A 22236-nucleotide genomic window follows, 5' to 3' on the forward strand; every position below is an offset into this window, starting at 1 on the left:
ATCCTCCTCTACCTCTTCAGCAGATCCGCGTCGTCGACCGACGCCGAGCGGCGTGATCGGAAGATGGTCATGATGATCGCCAGCCCGACCACCACTTCCGCCGCGGCGACGACCATGGTGAAGAAAGCGATGACCTGGCCGTCGAACGACTGGTTCATCCGGGCGAAGGTGACGAAGGCAAGGTTGGCCGCATTGAGCATGAGCTCGACGCACATGAACACGACGATCGCGTTGCGTCGCAGCAATACTCCGGCCGCGCCGATGGTGAACAGCAGCGCTGCGAGGTAGAGGTAGTTCTCCGGGTTCACCGGTCGGTCCCCGGGTCGTCGGCGGGGCGGGTGCGGAGCGTCCGCGCGGCCAGGATGGCGTTGACCGACAGGTCCGACGGCGACCCGTCGGGCAGACGGGCCGGCACGTCGACCGCGTTGTGTCGCGCGTAGACCCCGGGTGTCGGCAGCGGGGTCAGGTTGACCCCACTGCGGAACCGCGCCTGCGACAGTTCTTTCTGGGTGAGTCGTGGCCCGAAACGCTCCCGATGCGCGAGCACCATGGCGCCGAGCGTGGCGGCGATGAGGAGGGCGCCGGTGAGCTCGAACGCCCACAGGTAGCGGACGAAGATCAGCTCGGCGATGGCCTCGACACCGGCGTCGCTCTGCGCGGCCACGGCGCCGGGGTCGGTGGCACCGGTGACGACACCGACGGTGGCGCTGCCGATCCCGGCGATCAACAGGATTCCGAAGCCGACACCGATCAACACCGCGGACAGCCGCTGGCCGCGCAGGGTCTCCCGTAGTGAATCCGAGGAGTCGACGCCGATCAGCATGATGACGAACAGGAACAGCATCATGACCGCACCGGTGTACACGACCACCTGCACCACGCCCAGGAACAGCGCCCCCTGCGCGACGTAGAACACGGCGAGCACGATCATCGTGGTGGCCAGGAAGATCGCCGAGTAGACGGCCTTGGTGGCGAAGACGACACCCAGCGCACCGGCAACCGCGACGACCCCGAGAACCCAGAACTGGATCGCCTCACCGGTGGAGGTGCGCATCACCTCGTCGGCGAGCCACAGGGTGCCACCGGGAGTCATGACCGCGACTCGCGTTTGGTCGGGACCGTCGGATCGGGCAAGGTCACGCGGCCGTCGGCGGTCACCTCGCCCCGGTAGTAGTTCTCCTCGGTGGAGCCCGGCGCCATCGCGTGCGGCGGCGCGTCGACGCCGGGTTGCAGCGGGGCCAGCAGACGGTCCTTCTCGTAGATGAGGTCGGCGCGATTGTCATCGGCGAGTTCGTAGTCGTTGGTCATCGTGAGCGCGCGCGTGGGGCACGCCTCGATGCAGAGCCCGCAGCCGATGCACCGCAGATAGTTTATCTGGTAGACGCGCCCGTACCGTTCGCCGGGCGAATAGCGCTCGTCGGGTGTGTTGTCGGCGCCCTCCACGTAGATGGCGTCGGCCGGGCACGCCCACGCGCACAGCTCGCACCCGATGCACTTCTCGAGACCGTCGGGGTGCCGATTCAGTTGATGGCGACCGTGATAGCGCGCTGCGGTCGGCCGCTTCTGCTCGGGGTACTGCTCGGTGATCGTGGGTTGGAACATGCCGCCGAAGGTGACGCGCAATCCGCTCACCGGTTTCAGGAAGTCAGGCATCGGTGGTCTCCCTCACGGTGCTGGGCATCGGCGGCACGGGGAAGCCGCCGGCCATCGGGTCGAACTCGTCGGGTGCGGCGGCCGGGTCTGCGGAGTCCTGCGTCGGGTCAGGGATGTCGGGGACCCGCATCAACCGCCACACCGCGTAGGCGATGAACCCGGTGACGACGAGTCCGGCGCCGGCGGAGACCAGCGCGCGGGTGAGGTCGGCGCCCTCGCCGGCGAAGGCGGCGCGGATGATCGCGACGACCATCACCCAGGTGAGGGAGATGGGGATCAGGACCTTCCAGCCCAGATTCATGAACTGGTCGTACCGCAGGCGCGGCAGACTGGTTCGCAGCCAGATGAACACGAACAGGAACGCCCACACCTTGAGCGTGAACCAGAGGACGGGCCACCAACCGGAGTTCGCCCAGTCGAACGTGCTCAGCGGCCACGGCGCCTGCCAACCGCCGAGGAACAGAGTGGTGGCGAGCGCGGAGACGGTGACCATGTTGATGTACTCGGCGAGCATGAACATGGCGAACTTCAACGACGAGTACTCGGTATGGAACCCGCCGACCAGCTCACCCTCGGCCTCGGGCAGATCGAAAGGCGCGCGGTTGGTCTCGCCGACCATCGAGATGGCGTAGATGACGAACGAGGGCAGCAGCAGCAACACGTACCAGTGGTGTTCCTGGGCGGCAACGATTCCCGACGTCGACATGGTCGCGGCGTCGAGGAACACCGCGGCGAAGGTGAGTCCCATCGCGATCTCGTACGAGATGACCTGTGCCGTCGAGCGGAGTCCGCCGAGCAGCGGATAGGTCGAGCCCGACGACCAGCCGGCCAGCACGATCCCGTAGACACCCACCGACGTGACCGCCAGGACATACAGCACCCCGACGGGGAGATCGGTGAGCTGCAACGGAGTCTGGTGACCGAAGACCGACACCATCGGCCCGAACGGGATGACCGCGAAGGCCATCACCGCCGGGACGACCGCGATGATCGGTGCCAGCAGATAGATCACCTTGTCGACGCCGGTGGGGATGATCCCCTCCTTGAGTGCGAGTTTCACGCCGTCGGCAAGGCTCTGCAGGATCCCCTTGGGGCCGACCCGATTCGGCCCGAGGCGGGTCTGCATGCGTGCCATGATCTTTCGCTCGAGCAGGATGGCGATGAGCGGATTGAGTACAAGGAACACGAACACGGCCAGCGCCTTGGCGACGACGAGCCAGATCGGGTCCTGGCCGAAGTCGTCGAGGGTCGGGAAATCGGTGGCGAGGTTCACGCGACACCCCCTGCGGCGTCGGTGGCGTCGACCGGGGCCGGCGCGAGGGCCACGAGGTCACCCTCCTGCGCGCGAAGCGCGGCGTGGACATGCGAGCCGGGTGAGAACAGCGGGAGCCACACGACCCGATCCGGCATGTCGGTGATCGCCACCGGCAGAACGATGGCGCCGTCGGCGGTGCTGACGCGCAGGAGGTCGCCCGACCCGACACCGGCTTCGGCGGCGGTCGACGGCGCGAGCCGGGCGACCGGCGGGCGGGCGGTGCCGGCGAGGTGCGGTTCCTCGTCTTGCATCCGGCCGTCGTCGAGCAGGGTGTGCCACCCCGCCAGCACCGCCTGGCCGGCCGACGGGTCGGGCTGGGGCCTGTCATCGGCGTCGATGGGGGCCCGCCGGCCGGACCATGCGCCGATGCGTCGCAGGTCGATGTGGATGGTCGGGACGTCGGCGCACCGCATGTCGACACCCATCTGCCGGGCGATCGCGTCGAGGATGCGGTGGTCGGACAGGTGGCCCGAGTCCGTCAGGGCGGTGGTGAAGCTCCGCGGGCGGCCCTCCCAGTCGACGAACGTGCCCTCCTTCTCCGCGACGGCAGCCACCGGGAAGACCACGTTCGCGCAGCGTGTGACGGCGCTGAGGCGTTGCTCGAGGCTGACGACGAACGGTGCGGCGGTCAGCGCCTCGGTCGCCGCGACGGGGTCGGGGAGGTCGTCGACGTCGACGCCGCCGATCACCAGCGAGAGCCCGTGATAGCGCGCGGCGTCGATGATCCCGGCGGTGTCGCGTCCGGGCCGCGGGTCGAGATCGGTGCCCCAGATCTCCGACACCGCCGTACGGGCGTCCTCGTCGTCGAGTGGCCGGCCGCCGGGTAGCAGGCCCGGCAAGGCGCCCGCTTCGAGCGCGCCTCGTTCGCCGGCGCGGCGCGGAATCCAGGCCAGCCGGGCGCCGGTGCGGTCGGCCAGTGCCGCGACTGCGGCCAGCGCGCCGGGCCGGGTGGCCAGCCGTTCACCGACGAGGATGACCGAGCCGGCGGGCCGCAGGTGCGCGGTCACCTCCTCCGATTGCAGCACCTGTGCCTCGCTGCCGGGAACGGACCGGAAGACCGCGGCGTCGAGTTTGGTGGCGCCGCGGCTCGCGAACGGGGCGACCGTCGCGACGCGCTGCCCGGCGGTGCGTACTGCCCGCCGGAGACGGAGGAAGACGATCGGGGACTCTTCCTCGGGTTCGAAACCGGCGAGCAGCACCGCGGGTGCGGCGGACAGGTCGTCGTAGGTGGTCGCGAGTCCGTGACCGGCGATACGCGCGGCGAGGAAGGCGGCCTCCTCGGTACTGTGGCTTCGGGCGCGGAAGTCGATGTCGTTGGTGTGCAACACGGTTCGCGCGAAGCGTGAGTATGCGTAGGCGTCCTCCACGGTCAACCGGCCACCCGTGAGTACACCGACGTTGCCCGGTGAACGGGTCAATCCCTCGGCCGCCGCGCGCACGGCGTCGGCCCACGACACCTCACGGAGTTCGCCGTGCCGGTCCCGGACGAGTGGGGCGGTGATCCGGTCGGGCGACGACGTGTAGGCGAACGCCCATCGCCCCTTGTCGCAGTTCCACTCCGAGTTGACCTCGGGGTCGTCACCGGCCAGCCGGCGCAGCACCTTGCCACGGCGGTGATCGGTGCGCTGGGCGCATCCACTCGCACAGTGTTCACACACGCTCGGCGTCGACACCAGGTCGAACGGCCGGGCGCGGAACCGGTACTGCGCCCCCGTCAGCGCACCGACCGGGCAGATCTGGACGGTGTTCCCGGAGAAGTAGGAGTCGAACGGTTCGTCGGCGTAGATGCTGACCTGTTGCAGCGCACCGCGATCCGCGAGCTCGATGAGCGGATCACCCGCGACCTGCGTGGAAAATCGGGTGCATCGGGCACACAGCACACATCGCTCCCGGTCGAGCAAGACCTCCGACGACAACGGGACCGGCTTGGTGAAGGTCCGCTTGACGCCGTCGAACCGCGACTCGGAACGTCCGGCCGACATCGCCTGATTCTGCAACGGGCACTCACCGCCCTTGTCGCACACCGGGCAGTCCAGCGGGTGGTTGATCAAGAGGAGTTCCATCACCCCGCGTTGCGCTCCCGCCGCGATCTCCGAGCTGAGCTGCGTCCGCACCACCATTCCTTCGGTGGCGACGGTCGTGCACGACGCGAGCGGCTTTCGCTGCCCCTCGACCTCGACCAGACACTGCCGGCAGGCACCGACCGGTTCGAGCAGCGGATGGTCGCAGAAGCGCGGGATCATGATGCCGATCTGCTCGGCCGCGCGGATCACCAACGTGCCCTTGGGTACCCGGACGGCGCGACCGTCGATGGTGATGCCGACCAGGTTGTCGGTCGCGGCCGCCGGGTCGCTCCCGTGGGTGAGTGTCATCGGACGCCTCCTGCCCAGACGGTCGACCGTGAATGGTCGAACGGGCACCCGTGGTCGAGGTGGGCGAGGTACTCGTCGCGGAAGTATTTCAGCGACGACACGATCGGACTGCCCGCTCCGTCCCCGAGCGCGCAGAACGACTTCCCGACGATGCTGTTGGTGACATCGGCGAGGGTGTCGAGGTCCGCGGCGGTTCCGCCCTCGTGCTCCAGCCGGTGCAGCAGTTGCACCAGCCAGTACGTGCCCTCGCGGCACGGGGTGCATTTACCGCAGGACTCGTGTTCGTAGAACTCCGTCCACCGCAGGACCGCGCCGACGACGCAGGTCGTCTCGTCGAAGATCTGCAGGGCCTTGGTGCCCAACATCGAACCGGCCGCGCCGACGCCCTCGTAGTCGAGCGGGACGTCGAGGTGCTCCGGTGTCAGGAGTGGTGTCGACGACCCGCCCGGTGTCCAGAACTTCAGCTCGTGCCCGGGGCGCACACCGCTGGCCCGCTCGAGTAGCTCGCGTAGCGAAACACCCAGCGGCGCTTCGTATTGTCCGGGACGCGTCACGTGCCCCGACAGCGAGTAGAGGGTGAACCCGGGTGACTTCTCGGTGCCCATGGACCGGAACCAGTCGACGCCGTTGCGGATGATCGCCGGGACGCTCGCGATCGACTCCACGTTGTTCACGACCGTCGGACTCGCGTACAGGCCGGCGACCGCCGGGAAGGGCGGGCGCAGACGCGGTTGTCCCCGGCGGCCCTCGAGCGAATCGAGCAGGGCGGTTTCCTCGCCGCAGATGTAGGCGCCCGCGCCGGCGTGGACGACCAGTTCGAGATCGAAGCCGGAACCCAGGATGTCCGTGCCGAGATAGCCTGCGGCGTACGCCTCGTCGACGGCGGTGCGCAATCGACGGAGAACCGAGGCGACTTCACCGCGCACGTAGATGAACGCGTGGTGCGCGCGGATGGCATACGCCGCGATGATCACGCCTTCGACGAGCGTGTGGGGCGACGCGAGCATCAGCGGCATGTCCTTGCACGTGCCCGGCTCGGATTCGTCGGCGTTGACCACGAGATAGTGCGGGACCGACGGGTCGGTCTGCGTGGAATCCTTCTGGGGAATGAACGACCACTTCATCCCGACCGGGAAGCCCGCGCCGCCTCGGCCACGGAGACCGGAGGCCTTGACCGTCTCGATGATGTCGTCGGGGGGAGTGGTCAGTGCGGTCGACAACGCTCGATAACCGTTGTGGCGCAGATAGTTGTCCAGGGTCCAGGATTGCGGTTCGTCCCAGTGGCGGGAGAGGATCGGGGTCTCGGGGGGGTCGGGTTCGGGGTCGGGTTGTGGTGGTTGCGAGGTGGCTTCGACTCGGCGCCTCGCTGCGCTCGGTGCCGGCTCAACCAGCGGAGGGGATGGCTGCGAGGTGGCTTCGACTCGGCGCCTCGCTGCGCTCGGTGCCGGCTCAACCAGCGGAGGGGGTGGTTGCGAGGTGGCTTCGACTCGGCGCCTCGCTTCGCTCGGGGCCGGCTCAACCAGCGGAGAAGAGGCCGGCTCAACCAACGGAGAAGAGGCCGGCCCAACCAGCGGAGGACGGGCCCCGGCGAGGTCGCGTTCGGTCTCGCGGAACGATCGCACGGGGCCGGTACCGCGAGCCGGGGTGACCTCGACACCGGCGCGGAGGTCCTCGATGAGCTCGATGGTCGACTCCGGGGTCTGATCGTCGAAGAACTCCCAGTTGACCATCACCACCGGAGCGAAGTCGCAGGCCGCATTGCATTCGACGTGTTCGACGGTGATGCGGTGGTCGGCCGTCGTGTCCCCGGGTTCCACGCCCAGGTGCTCGCAAACCGAACGGAGGATTTCGTCGCCACCCAGGGTCGCGCACAGGGTGTTCGTGCAGACCCCGACGAGGTACTCGCCGGTGGGTGTGCGCCGGTACATGGAGTAGAAGGTGGCGACCGAGGCCACCTGTGCGGGTGTCAGATCCAGTTGTGCGGCACAGAATTCGACACCGGCACGTGTGAGACGGCCGTCGTGGGATTGCACCAGGTGCAGCAGCGGTAGCAGCGCCGACCGTGACTGTGGATAGCGGGCGATGATCGGAAGTGCCTCTGCCGTCAGCTGTTCGATGACCTCGTCGGGATACCCGGCCGGGCCGTCGAAGGTGATCGGCGGGACCGGGGTGCCGTGTGCCGGCGCCGATCCTTCCGGCGGGGGTGCGGTGCTCAGGTCCACGAACACGGGATCGGTCATCGGTCCACGCCTCCCATCACGGGGTCGATGCTGGCCACCGCCGTGATGACGTCGGCCACCATCCCGCCTTCGCACATCGCCGCGACCGCCTGCAGATTCGTGAACGACGGGTCGCGGAAGTGGACGCGGTACGGCCGGGTGCCGCCGTCGCTGACCATGTGCACGCCGAGCTCGCCGCGCGGTGATTCGACGGCGACGTAGCACTGGCCGGCCGGGACGCGCATCCCCTCGGTGACGAGTTTGAAGTGGTGGATGAGGGCTTCCATGGAGGTGCCCATGATCCGGGCGATGTGCTCGGGCGAGTTGCCCAGTCCGTCCGGTCCGAGGGCGAGGTCGGCCGGCCAGGCGAGCTTGCGGTCGGCGACCATCACCGGCCCCGGCCGGAGCCGTTCCAGACACTGCTCCACGATGCGGATCGACTCGCGCATCTCGCGCACGCGGATCAGGTAGCGGCCGTAGGAGTCGCACGTGTCCTCGGTGATGACGTCGAACTCGTAGTTCTCGTAGCCGCAGTACGGCTCGGCGCGGCGCAGGTCGTGGGGGTAACCGGTGGACCGCAGCACCGGACCGGTGATCCCGAGTGTCATGCAACCGGTCAGGTCGAGATAACCGACGCCCTGGGTCCGCGCCTTCCAGATGTAGTTGTCGTTCAGCAGGTCTCCGAGTTCGTCCAGGCGGCCGGGGAGCTGTCGGATGACCTCGGCGACCCGGTCGATGCCATCCTCCGGCAGGTCCTGTGCGACACCTCCGGGGCGGATGTAGGCGTGGTTCATCCGCAGGCCGGTGATGAGTTCGAAGAGGTCGAGAATCATCTCCCGCTCGCGGAAGCCGAGGAACATCGCCGTCACGGCACCGAGTTCCATTCCGCCGGTGGCCAGCGCGACGAGATGGCTGGAGATGCGGTTGAGCTCCATCAGCATCACCCGGATGACGGTGGCGCGTTCCGGGATGTCGTCGGTGATACCGAGGAGCTTCTCCACGCCGAGGCAGTAGGCGGTCTCGTTGAAGAACGGTGACAGGTAGTCCATCCGGGTGACGAACGTGACGCCCTGCGTCCAGTTGCGGTACTCGAGGTTTTTCTCGATCCCGGTGTGTAGGTAACCGATTCCGCAGCGGGCCTCGGTGACGGTCTCGCCTTCGATCTCGAGGATCAGACGCAGGACGCCGTGCGTCGACGGGTGTTGCGGACCCATGTTGACGACGATGCGTTCGTCTCCCGGTTGCTGCTCGGCACGGGTGCGGACGTCGGACACGATCGAGTCCCAGTCCTGCCCGGACACGGTGTAGGTGTGGGTGTCGGTCATCAGTTGTACGACCTCCTCCGGTCCGGCGGGTCGACGCGGGTTCCCTTGTATTCCACCGGGACTCCGCCGAGTGGGTAGTCCTTGCGCTGTGGGTGGCCCTCCCAGTCGTCGGGCATCTCGATCCGGGTCAGTGAGCGATGGCCGTCGAAGACGATGCCGAAGAAGTCGTAGGTCTCGCGTTCGTGCCAGTCATTGGTGGGGTAGATGTCGCAGATGCTCGGGATGTGCGGGTCGGCATCGGGCGCCGCGACCTCGAGGCGGACGCGACGCCCGTGGGTCAGGGAGGCGAGCGGATAGACGGCATGGAGTTCGCGGCCCGGGTCGCCGGGATAGTGGACCCCGCTCACGCCGAGGCAGAGTTCGAATCGCAACGCGGGCGCGTTGCGCAGAGTCGGTGCGACGGCGGGAAGGTGCTGTCGTACAACGTGGATGGTCATCTCGCCCCGGAAGATCACGACCTTCTCGATCGCGGCGTCGTAGCCGTCGCCCATCTCGTCGAGCAGACGGTCGGCAATCTCGTCGAAATACCCGCCGTAGGGTCGGGACGTACTGGGCGGCAGCGTGACCGGCCGGACCAGGCCGCCGTACCCCGACGTGTCGCCGGTTCCGGGCGGACCGAACAACCCGTGTCGGACGCCGATCTGCTCCGCGTCGTGCGGAGGGGGTGCCGGGTTCTCGGGGTCCTGATGGCCTGCGGGCGTGGTCATCGGAGCAACCCCTTCAGCTCAATCGTCGGGGTGGCCTGGAGGGCGGCACGTTCGGCCGCCCAGATGGCCTCCTCGCGATTGACGCCGAGCGGCATCTCCTGGATCTTCTCGTGCAGCTTCAGGATGGCGTGCAGCAACATCTCCGGGCGTGGCGGACAGCCCGGCAGGTAGATGTCGACAGGGACCACGTGATCGACGCCCTGGACGATCGCGTAGTTGTTGAACATCCCGCCCGACGACGCGCAGACCCCCATGGCGAGAACCCATTTGGGCTCCGGCATCTGGTCGTAGATCTGCCGGAGGACGGGGGCCATCTTCTGGCTGACGCGGCCGGCGACGATCATGAGATCGGCCTGTCGCGGCGACGCCCGGAACGCCTCCATGCCGAACCGGGCGAGGTCGTACCGTCCCGAGGTGGTGGCCATCATCTCGATGGCGCAGCAGGCCAGCCCGAAAGTCGCCGGCCAGAGCGAGCCCTTGCGCATGAACCCGGCCAGATCCTCGACGGTACTCAGCAGGAATCCGCTGGGGAGTCGTTCCTCGAGTCCCATGGGTGACCTCCTTGCCGTATCGGATCGGTGAAAAGCGCTCAGTCCCAACTCAGTCCGCCGCGACGCCACTCGTAGGCGTACGCGACGGAGACGTTGACGATGAACAGGAGCATGGCCATGAGGCCGAACCACCCGAGTGAGTCGAAGGCGACCGCCCACGGGTAGAGGAACACGATCTCGATGTCGAAGATGATGAAGAGCATCGCGGTGAGGTAGTACTTGACCGGTACGCGCTGGATCGAGCCGGTGGCCACCGTGCCGCCGGCGGTGCGTCGCGTCGGGTAGAGCAGACTCTGTTCGACCGGCTCGATGCCGCACTCGTAGGGCTCGAGTTTGGCGCGGTTGTACCGTTTCGGACCGATCGTGATGCCGATGAAGACGCTGAAAACGGCAAACGCCACGCCGATTGCCCCGAGGACCATGATCGGGACGTAGGCGTTCAAAGCGCGGACCCCTCCTCGCTTGTGGCGACCGGAAGGCATCTGTTCGGTGCGGCCGGCCCGGGTGTTCGTCCTATCCGTGCCGTCGGCCGATCTGGTCCGGCAGTACGAATGTGAGCTGCAACACAAGCCTAGTGTGAGTGTGTGGCGCGAGTCACTGTTTTCTAGAGTTCGGCGTTTCCGATCATGTCGACGAACGCACGTGGAAGAGTGATCGGGTCGACGGGCAGGACGGCCACGGCGTCGGCGCGGGACCAGTCCGCGAGCCACCGGTCGTCGGCACGCCCGAGCAGGACGAGCACGGGTGGACAGGGATCGAGTTCGTCTTTCATCTGCTTGGCCAGGCCCATGCCACCGGCCGGGGTGGCTTCCCCGTCGGCGATCACGGCGTCGACGACACCGGCGTCGAGCTGCGCGAACACCAGAGGGGCGGTCGCGACCTCGACAAAGGTTAGTTCAGGCAGGTCGGGGTCGGGGCGTGTTCCAAGGGCGCCGACGACCTGCCGTCGGGTATTGGAATCGTTGGAAAAGACCAGCACGCGCAGTGTTCGCGGAGCCAGGGGGTGGGTCACGCCCTTGATGCTACGACACGCACCGGTCGGCCACGGCCAGCTCGGCGGAGGGGCTCGCGGCAGACCCTGACCTACAAGCCATCAGGGCCGTCGATCGCGGGATAGATCGAGCGCCGCAGCCCGTAGAACCTCGCCCAGATTTGGTCACCGTAAGACCAGTGCCACCACTCCTGCTGATAAGGGGCGAAGCCGGCCTTGAGCATCGCGTTTCCGAACATTCGCCGCAGATCGCGAATGAGCACGGCATCGGCTGCCTTCAAAGTATGTGTTTCATACCAGTCTGCCGCAGCGGCGGGAGTGAACTCGTCGAAGTCGGTGCCGAGTGCGAGGGGAATGCCGTTGTGGGAGATGGTCAGATCTACTGCGCCGCCGGTTACGTGCGGTGGCGCGAAGTCCGGATCGTCGGCCGACGAGACGAATCCTGCACCGACGGGGTCGTGGTCAGTCGAATAGTAATTGACTAGTTCACGCTGGAAATCCCTTGTTCGCCAGCCATCGAGGATGACCAATTCGAATGCGCCCGGCAACGCCGCGGATGCCACAGAGAGCCGTCCGCAGACGCCGGCGCGGAGTAAGGTCCGTGCAGGTGGGTGACCAACGGCATGCAATCGGTAGTACGGCATGGTCGCGACGGTCTCTGGGGGCTCTACGAGCTGTTCTGTGCTGAAACCGATTTCGATGCCACCGGGATCCGACGGCCAGCCACGGAAATCGATCGGGGGAACCGAGATCTCGACGCTGGACATTGCCCGGGGATCAGGTGGCGCCAGGAATGGTGATGCCATCGGCCCTACTCCTGCCAGCTGAACAGGGCGCCACTTCCGGGCCACAGGAGAGATTCTCGACCGGTTGAGATCGAGCGCTGACTGGCCAGCAGTCCTTGCACGTACTCTTCCTCGTTGCGTACCTCGGCACGTTTGGCCCGTCCGAAGAAGGCGTCGCAACGCAGCTCGGCCGTGGGACTCAAGTTGAAGACTTTCATCGACACCGACGTGGCCCCAGCGCAGTAGTAGTTAAAGTAGACGAGGAATCGATCCTCGCGCACCACGGGGAAGTCGAAAGCGATCTGCACCGGAACGCGTTCGCGCAGATCTTCCTCCGCGGGCCGGAAGCGCCATCGCAAAATATCCTCGTTGTAGTCCTCGCCAGCCTCGACGACCGGCAACGTGGCTGAACCCGCGCGGGAATTGGGTGTAGAATCTGCGGTGCCGGATGGCTCGTCACGGCGGGGGCTGCGCACCTCCCGCATAATTCGCTGGGTTTCACCGTTGACGTTGACCCCGACGGTGCAGAGCCGCACCACGGCCTCCCGCCAGAGCTGTGCACTCAACTCGTGGCCGTCACTGTCGAAGAGAGTGACCACCTCCCGAGCGATACAGTTCGGGTTCCGAAACTCTTGATGCAGCGCGGACACCGTGCGCGCCGCGCTGATCCAGTAGTCTTGGTCCTCACCGATCGGGGGCAGGACCCGCTCGCTGCGGGAGAGCGTCTGCATCGCGTGATACTGCACCGTGGTCGTGGATTCGGCGAACTGGTCGAACTCTTCGTTGAGATGAGCCTGGACCGAGTAACTCATGTTGCGGATCATCTGATCGGGTTCATGACTGGCGGCGATCAGGGGTACCAGGGCCTGCTCATAGATCAGCTTGTTCCACTCGGATTGGTCGCCGGAGGATTCCGCCTCGATCAGTGACCGTGCCAGCGCAGCGCGTTTCTCGGTCGGGATAAGCCGACGAATGTCGACGGCCTTGAGGTTCCACAGGTCCGAGCTCAGCTCGGGCAGGAACACGGCGCTGGCCGCGGTACCGGTCAGAATCAGCAGGATCTGCTGGATCGGGTCGCGAACGTTGGCGTTGGCGGGCCACTGGGCGACGGTCAGCACCGCGTAGAGGACAATCGCCGATCCGGCGACCAGCAACGCGATGCGGGCCCGCTGTCTCGTCAGATGCAGGAAATAACGACGAACTCTGCCCATGGGCAGATGCGTTCCGCGGTTGCCCACGCTATTGCCGTTCAACGTTCAGTCCGGCCAGCTTGCCTGCGATCCCGCCTGCGGCTTGCAGCGCCGAACTCCGGTTGTGGCTGGTCGTCGCCGAGGACCGAGGCGGGTTCTTACGCACTTCCTCAATCGCATCGAGTAGGAGCCGGTCGACTGGCACATTGGTCCACAGGTAAAGCGCCATCGCGCCGGGGATAGAGTTCGCCTCGTTGACGAACACCTCATCGTCGTTGGAGAGAAAGTCTACGCGAACGATCCCGGTGATGCCGGTGACATCGGCGACCCCCCGTGCATACGAATGGATCGCATCGCGCGTCTTCTCGGAAATCACCGCGGGCATCTCCCGGGGTGCTCCCTGCAAGCCGGATTCGTTCAGGTACTTCTCCTCGTAGGAGTAGATTGCGGAACCGACCTCGGGCCGCAGTGGCCGCTCGATCTCCGACACCTCGAACGCCGGGTAGGTGCGGAAAGAGACGTTGTAGTCACGTAGGTCGCTGCGGTAAGGCTCCACCACCGCGCCGTTGCGCATATGGATACTGCTCCGCAGCAGCGCTCGGGCCGTTTCGATGTCGTCGGCGACCTCGATACCGATCGACGATCCACCGAAACGCGGCTTCACGATTAGCGGGCCCTCGATGACGTGGGTCGACGTCTCGGTTAGGAGTTCCCTGGGCAAAGTCGGAATCCCGGCCGCGCGCAGCGCGGTCCCGAACGCGTACTTGTCCATCGACAATGCACTCGCCCACGCCGAACCCCCCGTGGCGGGCACCCCCATCAGTTCGAAGATCGACGCGAATCCGCCGCCTTCGCCGAGGCTGCCGTGAGTGGCATTCATCACGACACCTAGGTCGACCCGCTGTGTGCGCAGCCCCTTCTTGGTCCAGACGCCCGGCTCGGGTGAGAGTTGTACAGCCAGCTCACGACTCCCCGCCGGTGCGCCCGCGGTGAAGTCGCGGGCCTCAGTGTTTGCCGGCACGAGGTGCCACCGTCCGCCCTGGTCGACGTAGATCGGGTTGATCTGCGTACCACCGGCGCCGCGGAGAACCCGCTCACATTGGAGGCCTGTCAGGATGCTGATCTCGTGCTCGGGCGAGGGCCCGCCGAAGACAATGGAAACGTGATTGCTCACCAATGAGGTCCTTCTACTCAGTCATCTGGAACGCTGGCCACCTTACGGGTAGTGACTAGGCAAGTCGTTCTCGTAGAGAATGACATCGCCGGATTGCGCACGACTTGTCACGATCGAGGTGGCGGCGCGCCGAGACTTTACGAACTCGACGCGTCCGGGCTCGGCGCCGGCCCGCAGCGCGGCACGGTTGGTGTATCCGACCACGACAAGGTGGTCGTTGTGGGTCGCCGTGGCCGCTCGTGCGAACTCTTCATTCCGAACCCGCTGGTCGGGGCCTAACTCGATCATGCCGGGTGAAATCGTCCACACTTGATTGCCTGCCGCGAGGATGGACGCCGATCGCAACGCCGCAGCCGCCCCGACCGGATTCGCGTTGTACGTGTCGTCGATCACGACTCGCCCGGTGGCGTCGGTGATGGCCTCGGCCCGATGCGGTGCCTTGGGCAGGTGGGTCAAAGCCGGGCCGATTCGCTCGGCGGGCACCCCGGCAGCCAGGGCGAGGCCGACGGCGACCGCGAGGTTGATCGGATGTCCTGCCGGGGGCGCCTCTACCGATGCGACCTCGGCTGACCGATGGTGCACGATCCATCGGCCGTGACGTTCGTCGACGTAGACTTCGGCCTCGGGAGATTTGACGCTGACCCCGATGACCCGCGCCGTGCTGACCTGCGCGAGATCGGCTAGCTCCGGAACGTCGATGTTGAGGACCGCGGTCTCGACATTCTCGACGATCTCGCTCTTGGCACGCACGATGGTATGCCGGTTCTTCATCCGCTCGAGGTGCGCGTCGCCGATAGTGATGATCGCCGCGATTCGCGGGCGGAAGATCTCGCACAGCCGCCGGATCTCGCCCGGTCCGTAGGTGCCCATCTCGGCGACGAACACCTCGGTACCGCGATGAAGGTGATTGTTCACCGTCGATGAGAGTCCGAGGAGATTGTTGAAGCTAGCGGGACTGGCGACAGTAGGCCGCGTAGTAGAGATAATCTGTGCGGCGTAATTCTTAGTGGATGTCTTTCCGTACGAGCCGGTGATGGCCACAACGTCGGCGCCGATGTCGTCGAGTTTGCGCCTGGCCTGCACCACGTACTTCTTGGCCGCCGCTCGTTCGATCGGACCTGTGATGAGCAGGGCGAGGTCGATGACCAGAAAGGTGAACGGCACCAGGACCGCCGCGACGACTGGCTTGAAGCACAACGCACACACGATTACGAGCAGGACGGCCACAATCGCAGCCAGTCGTTTCACTCGGCCGGTGACGACGAGTCGGTTTTCCTTGGGGTGTATTTGAAGATTCCACGGGAATGCGACAGCGACGATTAGTCCGGCGATCGTCGCGGGCCACGCGAGAAGGCCGGCGATCAGGAGGATCAGCGCAACGATCCCGAGTGCAACGTTGAGAGGCCGCGCGCGGAACCAGATCAGCATAATCGCCGACATACGACCTGGCGCGTAGTGCTCCCGCTGGGCCACCCGAAGCCACCGGTAACTGCAAGTGGCGAGCGCGGCGGCAACCAGAACCCACAGGCCGATGGTGATGATCGTCGCCATCAGGTGTCCGCTACGGCTTTCTTCACCGCGGTGATGAGTGCGCCGCGCATAGGGGTATCGAGCATATGGCCGGAGCCGTTAATTACATCAAGCTGCGCGCTCGGCACCTGATCGGCTATGACCGCGTTGGCCGACAATGGCGCCGCGGTATCTTCCGATCCCCACACGAGATCCATCGGGATCCGCGCGTCCGCGACGGTCGCGATCGCGGCATCGTAGTTCTCGTTGACGACCTTGACGAAGATCTCACGCATGATTCCGTGGGCGTCCCGGTAGTCGGCGGACCCATATCGCTCGCGGTATTGGTTCATGACCGAATCAGGCAGCAGTTCGAGGCGATGGAGTCGTTTCGCGATGCGGAACAGCACAGGCGACTTTCCCGCACCGGTTGGTCGAATGAAGGGAACCCCGGTGAAGATGAGCCGGGAAAACAAGTCGGGCCGGAGGGCGGCCATGTGAATGCCGACTCGGCCACCGAATGAGTGGGCGAGCAGGACGATCTTCCGGTCCTCGTCGCCGAGCTCTCGAGCGAGCGCCGCTAAGATGTGTTCGGCGTACTCCGGGCTGCCCCACGCGGTGGCCGGGGCCGGTGTCGCGCCGTGCCCAGGCAGATCGATGGCAATCGCGTCGAGCCCGTTAAGTACCGGGTTCCAGTCCGCTCTCGTTCGGCCCCAACCGTGTAATGCGACCACAGAGAAAGACGGGCCACCGTGGCGTTCAGCCAAGAGTTCACCATCGAGGAGGGTCGTGAGCACGGTGCATAGGGTAACACCGGGGTTATTGACACGACCCGAGGTGTGCCCGTCGTGATGGGCCCCGACGGTCTGCACATCACCCGGTGACAGCCGCGCCGCTCGCGTCTGCAAGACCGCCATCCGCGTCGCCGACACCGCGCTCGCCCTCGCCGACCTCGGTCGAGCGGTCCGCGCCCGGGTCCCCGATCGAGTGGTGGGCATCACCGGCTCGGTGGGCAAGACCTCGACCAAGGATCTGCTCGCGGGCGTGCTGCGCACCACCTACCGCACCGCGGCGAGCGAGAAGTCGTTCAACAACGAGCTCGGGCTGCCGATCACCCTCGCCGCGGCCGCCGACGACGTGGAGGCGGTGGTCCTCGAGATGGGCGCCCGCGGCATCGGGCACATCGATCTGCTGTGCTCCATCGCGAAACCGACGGTCGGCGTGATCACCCGCGTCGAGGGCGTGCACCTGGAGCTGTTCGGTGACATCGAGTCCGTCGCGCGCGCGAAAGGCGAACTGGTGGAATCGCTCCCGGCCGACGGGATCGCGGTGCTCAATGCCGACCATCGGTACGTCGCGGCGATGGCGGATCGCACCTCGGCACGTGTCCTGCGCTACGGGCTCTCGCCGGACGCCGATGTGTACGCGTCCGACATCGTCCTGGACGACGAGTTGCGCGCGTCGTTCCGGCTGCACACACCGTGGGGTTCGACGGAGGTCCGACTGGGCGCCCGCGGTGAGCACCAGGTCCCCAACGCGCTGGCGGCGGCGGCCGCCGCCGGCGGGCTCGGGGTGCCGGTCGAGTCGATGGCGGACGGGTTCCTCGCCGCCGAATTGTCCGGTCTACGAATGGAACTCGCCACCTCGTCGCGAGGCGTCACGGTCCTCAACGATGCCTACAACGCCAACCCGACGTCGATGTCGGCTGCGCTGCGGTCGCTGGCGACCCTCCCCGCGTCGCGTCGGGTGGCGGTCCTCGGCACCATGGCCGAACTCGGCGCCGACTCGCCGGACCAGCACCGTGCGATCGCACTGGAGGCCAGGGACCTGGGCATCGAGGTCATCGCGGTCGCCGAGGCCGACTACGGTGACACCGCCCGGCACGTTTCCGACGTCGACGGCGTGTCGGCCGAACTCGGCGACCTCGACGACGGGACCGCAGTGCTGGTCAAGGGGAGTCGGGTCGCCGCGCTCGAGCGCGTGGCGCAGGCGCTGCTGGACTGAGGGGATTCGGCAGGCCAGAGCTCAGTGGTGGAAGTGTGACCCGTCGCCCTCGCGTGGCATCGGGCTCTCCAGGCGATTGAGGAAGTCGACCTCGGTCCGGATGTCGGCGATGAGTGCACGGGCGAGGTCGTGACTCAGCCCGGCGCGCACCACGATTCGCTGCACGGTCAGGTCGGCGAGGTCGTCGGCCATCGGGTATGCGGGAACCAACCAGCCCTTCATGCGCAGGCGGTCGGACAGGTCGTAGAGGTTCCAGTTCTCGCTGTGCCCGGCCTTCAGTTTCCAGGCGAAGACCGGGATCGTGTCGCCCTTGCTGACCAGTTCGAGGCCGTCGATCTGGGCGATCTGTCCGGAAAGCCATTGCGCCACATCGAGAGAACCCTGCTGGACCTGGGTGAAGCCGTCGCGGCCGAGCCGCAGGAACACGTAGTACTGCAGCAGGACCTGTGCGCCGGGGCGGGAGAAGTTGAGTGCCAGTGTCGGCATGTCGCCGCCGAGGTAGGAGCAGTGGAACACCATGCTCTCGGGCAGTGCGTCGGTGTCGCGCCACACGATCCAGCCGACACCTGGATAGACCAGTCCGTACTTGTGGCCCGAGGTGTTGATCGAGACGACACGGTCGACACGGAAGTCCCATTCGAGGTCCGGCTGACAGAAGGGGGCGATCATCGCACCCGACGCGCCGTCGATGTGGATCTTCACGTCGAGTCCGGTGTCGGCCTGGATCTCGTCGAGCTTGGCCGCGATCGCGGTCACCGGCTCGTACATCCCGGTGTAGGTCTGTCCCATGATGGCGACGACCCCGATCGTGTTCTCGTCCACGTACTTCTCGAGCTCGTGACCGTCGAGGACGAGGTGGTCGGGGCTGATCGGTACCCATTTGGGCTCGACCTCGAAGTAGTTGCAGAACTTCTCCCAGCACACCTGGACCGCCGTCGACAGCACGATGTTGGGATTCTCGGTTGACTTGCCCTCGGCGCGGCGCCGGGTCTGCCAGTGCCGTTTGAGCGCGAGCCCACCGAGCATGCAGGCCTCCGACGAGCCGATCGTCGAGGTACCGATCGCGTTGTTGACGTCCGGGTTGTGCCACAGGTCGGCGAGGATGCGCCAGCACCGGTCCTCGATCGCGGCCGTCTGCGGGTACTCGTCCTTGTCGATCATGTTCTTGTCGAACGTCTCCGAGTACAACTTCTTCGCCTCGTCGTCCATCCACGTCGACACAAAGGTCGCGAGGTTGAGGCGGGCGTTCCCGTCGAGCATCGCCTCGTCATGCACGATCTGATATGCCGTGTCGGACAACAACATCGAGTCACCCAGTGCGAACTTGGGGAGGTCGGTCGCCTCGCCTTCGCGGTTGAAGACGGTGCGCAGGGTCATCGCATCGCCGATGTTGGTGGTGGCGCGGGCGCCACCGCTCTTGTTGTGGACGCCCGGGTCGGTGGTCATGGACACCGAACCTATCCGACCCGGACGACCGGCGGGTGGCGATCTTTCACCCTCGTCCCGCGTTTGCGTGGATCACCTCCCGCAGGTAGACGGCCAGGCCGGGGGCCTGCGCGTCGTAGTGCTCGGTGAACCGCGGGTCCGCGACGTACATGTCGGCAAGGCACACCTGCATGGCGTGATCACAGTCGTAGAAGCGCCCGATCTGTGCGCGGTGCTCTTCGGCGAGCGAGGTCGCCTCGGCGGTGCCAGGAGTCACCCCGCGACGCATCGCATCCGCGAGCCGCCGTTCCAGGTCGTCGGTCTCCTCCTTGATGCGCTGCCAGTCCTCCTTGGAGAACTGCCCGGTCCGCTTCTGGCTCTGCTTCCACGCGTCGGTGTTCCCCCAGCGTTCCTCGGCCTCGGCGGCGTACTCCTCGCCTGGCCATCGGTCGCCGAAGATCTCGGCCTGCTCGGCCGCCGACAGGGCGATGCCTTCCTTCTTTGCGTTCATCATCTCCTCCAGTGAGGCGACCATCCGGAGCAGGCGATCGATCCGTTCGGTCAGCAGCTCGCGCTGCGTCTCGAGGTGACCCATGGGGTCCACGTCCGGATCGTCGAGCAGGGTCGCTATCTGCTCGAGGGAAAAGCCCAGCTCACGGTAGGTGAGTACCTGGTGGAGACGTTCGACGTCGGTGTCGTCGTAGACGCGGTACCCAGCTGGTGTCCGACCGGATGGCACCACCAGGCCGATCTGGTCGTAGTGATGCAGCGTGCGGATGCTGACGCCGACCATGCCGGCGACGACACCGACGGTCAGCTCCCGGGTGTCCACCTTCGAAGTGTGCTTTTCCTCGCTCACATCGACAACCCTGCTGCCTGACGTCGCGTAAGGGTCAAGCGAGCGGAGCGATCGGTGGACGGCTCATGCCGTCGGCGTCAGAGAAACTTGACATGTGTATCAGATTGGAAACTAGGGTACGTGTGCACCGAGCTCGGGCCGTCGGCCCGGTAGTGTTGGTATCACCTGCAACACCAGTAACACGCGTACCACGATCTGGAGTCACCGCATGTCCGTGCCGCATGGCCGCAGCCCCCGCCGAGGCCTCGGCATCCGAGCCCTGTTGACCGCGGCGGCCACCGTAGTCGCTCTCCTCGTCGGACTCGTCACGGCCGGCGGGGCCCAGGCAGCGGACGGATACCCATACGTGAATCTGGGTGACAGCTACAGCGCGGGCGCATCGGTGTTCCCCCAGGCGACGAGTGCGGCGACCTTCTGCTCGAACTCGGCGATCAACTACTCCAGCCTCGTTGCCAAACGACGCGGTACCGAGGTCGTCGATGTCAGTTGCGCGGGCGCGACGACCGAAGACCTGACCAAGTCGCAGTATCGGTGGCAAGGACCCCAGATCAGCGCGATCGGACCGGCCACCCGCTTGATCACCCTCACGATCGGCGCGAACAACAACGGACTGTTCAGCAATTCGACCTCGGCCTGCCAGCGGGCGTGGATGGCCGCGCCGTTGTCAGCGACCCCATGTCGCGACGAGTTCGGTACCTCGTTGGTCGACAAGATCAAATCCTCGACCTACCCCGACCTCGTGAACGCCCTGCGCCTCGTCGGCCGCGAAGCGCCGCGCGCACGCGTCGTCCTCGTCGGATATCCGCAGATCTTCCCGGCCACGGGTTCGGCGCTCTGCTCGGCGTCGTTGCTCACGACACCCGGGGACACCGCGTACCTGCATCGTGTCTTCAAAGCCCTCAACGACGCCATGCGCCGCGCCGCCGCAGCCACCCGCGTGACCTTCGTCGACATGACCAAGGTCTCCGCGGGCCACGACGCCTGCGCGGGCGAACGGCGATGGGTCGAGCCGACGCTCGGTGCGGTCAGCTTCCCCGCGATGCACGCCAACGCGCGCGGCCAGAAGGCGATGGCCGACCAGGTCGTGGCCGCGCTGCGGTGAGGGACCGCTGTGCGGGCTGCTCGCCGTGTAGAGGCACTGCTCACTGGTCGGTAGGGGGGTACTCATGGGACTCATTCGGTCGTACACCAGGCTCAGCGACGATGAACTGCGCGAAATCAACATGATGGGTTCGGCCCGGGACATCGCCGACTTCGTCAGCAGCCTCCGTGAAGCCGACCCGACCATCTCCACCGACATCGACAAGGCGTATCAGGCACTCGAGCTGATGTTCGACCGATCGGCGATGCCTGTGAACCCGGTCCGAGGGCAAGGAATGGCGCCCGGCAACATCGACTTCGGCGAAGGTATCCCGAACTACATGAGTCCCGAGTACGTGGTGGCCACCCGGGACATCCTCGCGCACATCACCTTCGACACGTTGCTCGATGACACCACCGCGACAGAACTCGCTCGCCAGGAGGTGTGGCCGATGATGCGCCATTGGGACGATGGGGCTGTCGAACATCTGGGCCCCATAGAAGAACTACGGCGCGAAACCGATGACCGCGGTGCCCTTCTGGCAGGCCGCGAGGACGCCTTCGAGCTGAGACGGTGCGCAGGTCCAACCGGCCACCGACTGCTGCTGGCCGGTGGTGATCTTCGGTCCGTACTGGGTGGCGATGGTCCGCGCCGAATCACAGGACACGTCGCCGGCGAGGATCATGACTCGCAACGCGCCGTCGGGGCCCGGGATGGTGCCGCAAGTGGTGTCTGAATCGTCGGACGCGGTCGCACTCGACGTCGTCGTCGACACCGGCTTGCGACCGGGGACCACCGGCGGCGAGGTGGCGGGTTGTTCGGCGGACGGTGATCCCGACTCCGCGGCAACGGCCTGAGAGGTCGACGACGCGGTGGTCACGTCCTGTTCCGCGCCGCAGGCCACGAGCATCGACATCGCCGCCGCGAGTCCGAGGGTCGCCGCCGCGACCCTGATCGGTCGGCGAGAGCGGCTCGTGGAGGGACCGGTGGGACGAGATCTGCGCGACATGGTTCACCACGGTAGCGAATGCGGTCTCGTCGACCGCACCGGTGGCCGGTGTCGGTCGGCGGTTTGG

20 protein-coding genes and 2 pseudogenes are annotated in these 22236 nt (G+C 66.4%); 3 read left to right on the forward strand and 19 right to left on the reverse strand.

What is annotated here, in order from left to right; all coding sequences use genetic code 11:
• Positions 1 to 8: 8 nt before the first annotated feature.
• From nuoK to JW364_RS00895, 16 genes are all read right to left on the reverse strand, one after another.
• Complete coding sequence (nuoK, locus tag JW364_RS00820; protein WP_058251017.1) at positions 9 to 308, reverse strand: NADH-quinone oxidoreductase subunit NuoK; 300 nt, start codon at positions 306 to 308, stop codon at positions 9 to 11.
• On the reverse strand, positions 305 to 1093 hold the full coding sequence (locus JW364_RS00825; RefSeq protein WP_068972609.1) for an NADH-quinone oxidoreductase subunit J: 789 nt from the start codon (positions 1091 to 1093) through the stop codon (positions 305 to 307). The genes nuoK and JW364_RS00825 overlap by 4 nt, the downstream gene beginning before the upstream one ends.
• Positions 1090 to 1653 carry an NADH-quinone oxidoreductase subunit NuoI gene (gene nuoI / locus JW364_RS00830; RefSeq protein ID WP_068972608.1) on the reverse strand — a complete coding sequence of 188 codons (564 nt, stop codon included), beginning with the start codon at positions 1651 to 1653 and terminating at the stop codon, positions 1090 to 1092. Before nuoI ends, JW364_RS00825 begins: the two co-directional genes overlap by 4 nt.
• Positions 1646 to 2926 (reverse strand): NADH-quinone oxidoreductase subunit NuoH, encoded by a 1281-nt coding sequence (gene nuoH, locus JW364_RS00835; protein ID WP_205333137.1) that lies wholly within the window; start codon positions 2924 to 2926, stop codon positions 1646 to 1648. Before nuoH ends, nuoI begins: the two co-directional genes overlap by 8 nt.
• Positions 2923 to 5340 (reverse strand): NADH-quinone oxidoreductase subunit G, encoded by a 2418-nt coding sequence (locus tag JW364_RS00840; RefSeq protein WP_205333138.1) that lies wholly within the window; start codon positions 5338 to 5340, stop codon positions 2923 to 2925. Before JW364_RS00840 ends, nuoH begins: the two co-directional genes overlap by 4 nt.
• Positions 5337 to 7580, reverse strand: a complete 2244-nt coding sequence (nuoF, locus tag JW364_RS00845) for an NADH-quinone oxidoreductase subunit NuoF (RefSeq protein ID WP_205333139.1) — start codon at positions 7578 to 7580, stop codon at positions 5337 to 5339. Before nuoF ends, JW364_RS00840 begins: the two co-directional genes overlap by 4 nt.
• A complete protein-coding gene (gene nuoD / locus JW364_RS00850) occupies positions 7577 to 8884 on the reverse strand; it encodes an NADH dehydrogenase (quinone) subunit D (protein WP_205333140.1) in 1308 nt (435 codons plus the stop codon). The genes nuoF and nuoD overlap by 4 nt, the downstream gene beginning before the upstream one ends.
• Positions 8884 to 9591 (reverse strand): NADH-quinone oxidoreductase subunit C, encoded by a 708-nt coding sequence (locus JW364_RS00855; RefSeq protein ID WP_205333141.1) that lies wholly within the window; start codon positions 9589 to 9591, stop codon positions 8884 to 8886. Before JW364_RS00855 ends, nuoD begins: the two co-directional genes overlap by 1 nt.
• Positions 9588 to 10142 (reverse strand): NADH-quinone oxidoreductase subunit B family protein, encoded by a 555-nt coding sequence (locus JW364_RS00860; RefSeq protein ID WP_004021558.1) that lies wholly within the window; start codon positions 10140 to 10142, stop codon positions 9588 to 9590. The genes JW364_RS00855 and JW364_RS00860 overlap by 4 nt, the downstream gene beginning before the upstream one ends.
• A gap of 38 nt (positions 10143 to 10180) precedes the next feature.
• Positions 10181 to 10585: an NADH-quinone oxidoreductase subunit A gene (locus JW364_RS00865; protein WP_205333142.1), complete on the reverse strand. Its 405-nt coding sequence runs from the start codon at positions 10583 to 10585 to the stop codon at positions 10181 to 10183.
• A 161-nt stretch (positions 10586 to 10746) separates the two neighbouring features.
• Entirely contained in the window at positions 10747 to 11154 is a 408-nt protein-coding gene (locus JW364_RS00870; RefSeq protein ID WP_205333143.1) for a hypothetical protein, read from the reverse strand.
• A gap of 71 nt (positions 11155 to 11225) precedes the next feature.
• Positions 11226 to 11939: a M15 family metallopeptidase gene (locus JW364_RS00875; RefSeq protein WP_205333144.1), complete on the reverse strand. Its 714-nt coding sequence runs from the start codon at positions 11937 to 11939 to the stop codon at positions 11226 to 11228.
• 5 nt (positions 11940 to 11944) lie between these two features.
• Positions 11945 to 13171, reverse strand: coding sequence for a hypothetical protein (locus JW364_RS00880; protein ID WP_205333145.1), 1227 nt, complete (start codon positions 13169 to 13171; stop codon positions 11945 to 11947).
• Positions 13158 to 14282, reverse strand: a complete 1125-nt coding sequence (locus tag JW364_RS00885; protein WP_307814676.1) for a hypothetical protein — start codon at positions 14280 to 14282, stop codon at positions 13158 to 13160. The genes JW364_RS00880 and JW364_RS00885 overlap by 14 nt, the downstream gene beginning before the upstream one ends.
• Positions 14283 to 14324: 42 nt before the next feature.
• Entirely contained in the window at positions 14325 to 15833 is a 1509-nt protein-coding gene (locus tag JW364_RS00890; RefSeq protein ID WP_205333147.1) for a Mur ligase family protein, read from the reverse strand.
• Positions 15833 to 16588, reverse strand: coding sequence for an alpha/beta fold hydrolase (locus JW364_RS00895; RefSeq protein ID WP_205333148.1), 756 nt, complete (start codon positions 16586 to 16588; stop codon positions 15833 to 15835). Before JW364_RS00895 ends, JW364_RS00890 begins: the two co-directional genes overlap by 1 nt.
• A gap of 109 nt (positions 16589 to 16697) precedes the next feature.
• On the opposite strand from JW364_RS00895, the pseudogene murF reads away from it, so the two are divergent.
• Positions 16698 to 17795: pseudogene (gene murF, locus JW364_RS00900) on the forward strand (UDP-N-acetylmuramoyl-tripeptide--D-alanyl-D-alanine ligase); the annotation flags it as partial.
• 21 nt (positions 17796 to 17816) lie between these two features.
• Here murF and JW364_RS00905 read toward each other — a convergent pair.
• Positions 17817 to 19241 carry a glutamate decarboxylase gene (locus tag JW364_RS00905; RefSeq protein WP_205333149.1) on the reverse strand — a complete coding sequence of 475 codons (1425 nt, stop codon included), beginning with the start codon at positions 19239 to 19241 and terminating at the stop codon, positions 17817 to 17819.
• Between the two features lie 46 nt (positions 19242 to 19287).
• A complete protein-coding gene (locus JW364_RS00910) occupies positions 19288 to 20052 on the reverse strand; it encodes a MerR family transcriptional regulator (protein ID WP_205333150.1) in 765 nt (254 codons plus the stop codon).
• Positions 20053 to 20287: 235 nt separating this feature from the next.
• On the opposite strand from JW364_RS00910, the gene JW364_RS00915 reads away from it, so the two are divergent.
• A complete protein-coding gene (locus JW364_RS00915) occupies positions 20288 to 21181 on the forward strand; it encodes an SGNH/GDSL hydrolase family protein (protein WP_205333151.1) in 894 nt (297 codons plus the stop codon).
• 64 nt (positions 21182 to 21245) lie between these two features.
• Positions 21246 to 21638: pseudogene (locus JW364_RS24620) on the forward strand (DUF1877 family protein); the annotation flags it as partial.
• A gap of 27 nt (positions 21639 to 21665) precedes the next feature.
• Here JW364_RS24620 and JW364_RS00920 read toward each other — a convergent pair.
• A complete protein-coding gene (locus tag JW364_RS00920; protein WP_078111813.1) occupies positions 21666 to 22169 on the reverse strand; it encodes a hypothetical protein in 504 nt (167 codons plus the stop codon).
• Positions 22170 to 22236 lie beyond the last annotated feature (67 nt).

The organism is Gordonia sp. BP-119, assembly GCF_016924115.1.
Lineage (GTDB): Bacteria > Actinomycetota > Actinomycetes > Mycobacteriales > Mycobacteriaceae > Gordonia > Gordonia hongkongensis.